1 protein-coding gene is annotated in these 621 nt (G+C 64.1%); it reads left to right on the forward strand.

The genetic code is table 11. The features are described 5' to 3' along the window. Positions 1–25 precede the first annotated feature (25 nt). On the forward strand, positions 26–621 hold a 596-nt coding region (locus H663_RS41150; protein WP_133240112.1), incomplete at its 3' end, for an Ig-like domain-containing protein.

A 621-nucleotide genomic window follows, 5' to 3' on the forward strand; every position in this document is an offset into this window, starting at 1 on the left:
ATGAAGCAACACCGTCTACGCACGCGTGGTCGATGCCGCAGGCAACACCGGCGCGGCCAGCCAACTGGTGTTCACCGTGGACACCTTCATCGTCAAACCGATCCTGACCCTGGCCTCGGACACCGGCACCCCGGGCGACCTGGTCACCATCGACGCCAGCCTGAACGTCCCCGGCAGCGCCACCGGCTCGGCCATAGAAGCCGGTGCCGTGGTCGAATACAGCACCAACGCCAGCAGCTGGACCAACACCTACAGCGCCATAGAAGGCAGCAACACCGTCTACGCACGGGTCCGGGACGCGGCAGGCAACATCGCCGTCTCCGACGTCCTCCGATTTGTGCTCAACACCAAGGCAGGCACCTTCACCGCAGGTCTGGACAACAACAGCAACAGCGGCGCCCTGACGGACCTGAGCACTTATTACGACACCCCCACCATCACCGGCAGCGGCTCAGAAGGCGACCGCATCAAAGTGACCATGCCCGGCACCGGCGAAGTGCTCACCACCGTGGTCGACAACAACGGCCTGTGGTCCGTCACGCCCACGCTGGCCATTGCCTCGGGCAATGTGCAAATCGAACGCACCTTGCAAGCGGGCAACGCGGTGGACGCCACCATCAA

This window comes from Limnohabitans planktonicus II-D5 (assembly GCF_001270065.2).
GTDB lineage: Bacteria > Pseudomonadota > Gammaproteobacteria > Burkholderiales > Burkholderiaceae_C > Limnohabitans_A > Limnohabitans_A planktonicus.